Genomic DNA, 3,239 nt, shown 5'->3' with positions numbered 1-3,239 from the left:
AAATCTGTGTCACACCTCGATTACTGTGGGAGCGGGCTTGCCCGCGAAGAGGCCATTCAGATCGCTGCAAATCCAAGCTCAAAAACCGTACCCGTTGCATCGCTGCTGACCCGCACCCGCCCACCATGCAATTGCATGATCGACTGCACGATCGCCAGCCCCAATCCGCCGGAGTCTCCCGGCTCCGCGCGGGACGGGTCGACGCGGTAGAAGCGGTCGAACAGTTTGCCCAGATGCTCTTCTGCGATGACCGGGCCGAGGTTTTGCACTTGCAGCCAGCACATGCCTGGTTCATCGCGCCGGCACAGGCTGATGACCGAACCGGCATCGGCATGCCGTACGGCGTTGGCCAACAGGTTGCCCAAGGCGCGTTGCAGCAGTTGCTGATCCGCCAGCAATTCTCCGCTGAACGTGTTTTCGAGGCGGATTCCGCGGTCGTCGGCCAGGGCTTCGAAGTAATCGCACAACTCGTCGCCGATGTCGCGCAACTCCAGTGGTCGCAGATCGAGCGCCCGCTCCGCCTGTTCTGCGCGAGCGAGAAACATCAGGTTTTCGGCCATGCGCTTGAGCCGTTCGAACTCTTCCATGTTTGACGCCAGCACTTCCTGATACTCCGCGCTGCTGCGTGGGTGATTTAGTGCCTGGCCGTTGCTCGCGAGCAGGGTGTGCAGCGGCGTGCGGATTTCGTGGGCGAGGTCGGCGGAGAACTGTGAGAGGCGCTGGAAACCGTCGTCCAGGCGCACGAGCATCCCGTTCAGCGCGTGCACCGGCTCCAGCAATTCCGCTGGCGTGCCGGCGGTGGGAACGCGTTGGTCGAGGCTGCGCAGGTCAACGCCGCGCAGCGCTTCACTCAGTTTGCGCAGAGGAAGCAAACCACGGCGCAACAGCACCAGACCCAGCGTGAAGGCAAGCACGGCACCGAGGCCGACGGCCAGATACAAGCGCAGGCGATAGCTGCCGAGCATCTGCTCGCGCTCGCTCAACACCTTGCCGGCGATCACGGTCAGCGACTCGCCGTTTGGCCCTTGGGCCTGACCTGACACCAGGGCCAGCTCAGCACCGTCCGGCGCCTGCCAGGTCAGCACATCACTGCGTTGCGGAGGTTGATCCCGGGGGATGGCCTGCACGGGCGGCAGTGCGCGTTGGCGAGGGTTGATCGTGATCACCTTCGAGCCGTCCGCGCGTTGCACCAGCAGCAGACTGTCTAGATTGCCAAGCATGTTCTGGTACAGCCTAGGCCGCGCCTGCAAGGCGTCGAGGCTGTCGCTGTCGGCGAGCAATGCGCGTACCTGTTCCAGACGGCCGAGCAAAGCCATGTCATCGCGCCAGGCGAGTTCAGAGGCCAGCGAGCGATGCAGGAACACGCCAATCGCGCCGAGTACCAGCGCACAGACGGCGGCGAACGCCAGGGCCAGGCGCCAGGCGATCGACCTAGAACGCATCGTCGGGGGCTTCCAGCTGATAACCAACGCCGCGCACAGTGTGGATCAGTTTGGGCATGTACGGATCATCGACTTTCGACCGTAGGCGTCGCACCGCGACTTCGACCATGTTGGTGTCGCTGTCGAAATTCAGGTTCCACACTTGCGAAGCAATCAGCGTGCGCGACAGCACTTCGCCCTGACGGCTGGCGAGCAAGTGCAGCAGGGCGAACTCCTTGTTGGTCAGGGCAATGCGCTGGCCGCCACGGCTGACGCGGCGGCGCAGCACGTCGATTTCCAGATCGGCGATGTTGTACGACTCGGCTTCGCGCATCGGCCCGCGCCGCAACAATGTGCGCACCCGCGCGAGCAATTCGGCGAAGGCGAACGGCTTGAGCAGATAGTCATCGGCCCCCAGTTCGAGGCCGCGCACGCGGTCTTCGATGGCATCCTTCGCTGTCAGGAACAGCACCGGCGTGGCGCCGCGCTGGCGGATCAGCTGCAGCAATTGCCAGCCGTTGAGGCCTGGCAGCATCACGTCGAGGATGATCAGGTCATATTCCTGCTGCTCGATGAAGTAACGCCCATCCAGGCCATTGAGCGCCACGTCCACCGCGAAACCCGATTCTCCCAGCCCCTTGGCGAGGAAATTCGCGGTTTTGGCTTCATCTTCTACGACCAGCAAACGCATGGCACACCTCAATTATTCAGAGACACAGGCTAGGCGCCTTCGGCGGCGTTGCCCATTACAAACTTGTAATCCGACTGACGAGGTTCCGACGGAGTCCGGCGGATAAGGTGGCGGCCTTCGCTTTTGGAGCCTGCCCATGACCGTCAAATACCTGCTTGCCAGCCTCGCGATCGGCCTCAGCGGCGCGGCGCTCGCCGCACCTGAACTGCCGCGTCACGTCGATCTCGATCTGAAAACCGCACGGCGGCTGGCCGATGCGGCGCTGGAAAACTGCACGGGTACGGTGTCGGTGCTCGACCGTGGCGGCAACCTGTTGGTGACCTTGCGCGGCGACGGTATCGGCCCGCACAACACGGCTGCCAGTCAGCGCAAGGCCTACACCGCGCTATCGACGAAAACCCCGACCCGATTGTTTGCCGAGCGCGCCCGCAGCAATCCGGAAACCGCCAACCTCAATACCCTCGATGAATTGCTGTTGCTCGGCGGCGGCATCCCGCTGTTCGCCGGCAAGGAACTGGTCGGCGCCATGGGTGTGGCCGGTTCCGGCGGTGGCGAGCAGGACGAAACCTGCGCGATCAAGGCTGCCGAAATCGTCGGCCTGTCCATCAACCGTTCTTGACCCCAGGAGCATCACCATGACCCCAATGCGTATGACATTTGCCGCACTCGGCCTGAGCGTTTTTTCGAGCCTGGCCCTGGCCGCCGGCAACCCGCTGAGCGTGCACGTACTCAATCTGGAAAACGGCCTGCCTTCGCCGGGCATCAACGTGACGCTGGAGCGTCATGTAGGCCAGAACTGGCAGCCGCTGGCGCAGGGCACCACCAATGAACAGGGGCGAATCGCCGAGCTGTTCCCGGCGAACAAACCGTTTGAAGCGGGTGAATATCGGGTGGTTTTCAAGACCGGCGAGTACTTCGAGAAGGCGAAGCACGAGACGTTCTTTCCGGAGATTCCGGTGATTTTTCAAGTGAAGCAGACGGATCAGCACTATCACATTCCGCTTCTGCTCAGCCCGTACGGTTTCTCCACTTATCGCGGATCGTAAAAACAACATCGATCCAATGTGGGAGCGGGCTTGCTCGCGAAGGCGGTGTGTCAGTTCATGATGTATCAGCTGATACACAGC

At 62.4% G+C, this 3,239-nt stretch carries 4 protein-coding genes; 2 read left to right on the top strand and 2 right to left on the bottom strand.

Features of this window, described 5'->3' with window-relative positions:
* Positions 1–56: 56 nt before the first annotated feature.
* The gene (locus ACW9HX_RS28920; RefSeq protein ID WP_457383193.1) at positions 57–1,442 is read right to left on the bottom strand and encodes a heavy metal sensor histidine kinase; all 1,386 of its coding nucleotides are present in this window, start codon (positions 1,440–1,442) and stop codon (positions 57–59) included.
* Entirely contained in the window at positions 1,432–2,112 is a 681-nt protein-coding gene (locus ACW9HX_RS28915) for a heavy metal response regulator transcription factor (RefSeq protein ID WP_457383192.1), read from the bottom strand. The genes ACW9HX_RS28920 and ACW9HX_RS28915 overlap by 11 nt, the downstream gene beginning before the upstream one ends.
* Before the next feature lie 136 nt (positions 2,113–2,248).
* Here ACW9HX_RS28915 and ACW9HX_RS28910 point away from each other — a divergent pair, with 136 nt between their 5' ends.
* Positions 2,249–2,731, top strand: a complete 483-nt coding sequence (locus ACW9HX_RS28910) for a GlcG/HbpS family heme-binding protein (protein WP_457383191.1) — start codon at positions 2,249–2,251, stop codon at positions 2,729–2,731.
* 16 nt (positions 2,732–2,747) lie between these two features.
* Complete coding sequence (gene uraH / locus ACW9HX_RS28905; protein WP_457383190.1) at positions 2,748–3,158, top strand: hydroxyisourate hydrolase; 411 nt, start codon at positions 2,748–2,750, stop codon at positions 3,156–3,158.
* The last annotated feature ends 81 nt before the right edge of the window (positions 3,159–3,239 follow it).

This window comes from Pseudomonas sp. SDO52101_S400, assembly GCF_054071635.1.
Note: the sequence above shows the minus strand (reverse complement) of the source record. Positions and strands in the feature narration are given on the sequence as shown.

Excerpts from the sequence above, each read along its gene's own strand:
- ACW9HX_RS28915 (WP_457383192.1), bottom strand. The coding sequence starts at position 2,112 with ATGCGTTTGCTGGTCGTAGAAGATGAAGCCAAAACCGCGAATTTCCTC.
- uraH (WP_457383190.1), top strand. The coding sequence starts at position 2,748 with ATGACCCCAATGCGTATGACATTTGCCGCACTCGGCCTGAGCGTTTTT.
- ACW9HX_RS28910 (WP_457383191.1), top strand. The coding sequence starts at position 2,249 with ATGACCGTCAAATACCTGCTTGCCAGCCTCGCGATCGGCCTCAGCGGC.
- ACW9HX_RS28920 (WP_457383193.1), bottom strand. The coding sequence starts at position 1,442 with ATGCGTTCTAGGTCGATCGCCTGGCGCCTGGCCCTGGCGTTCGCCGCC.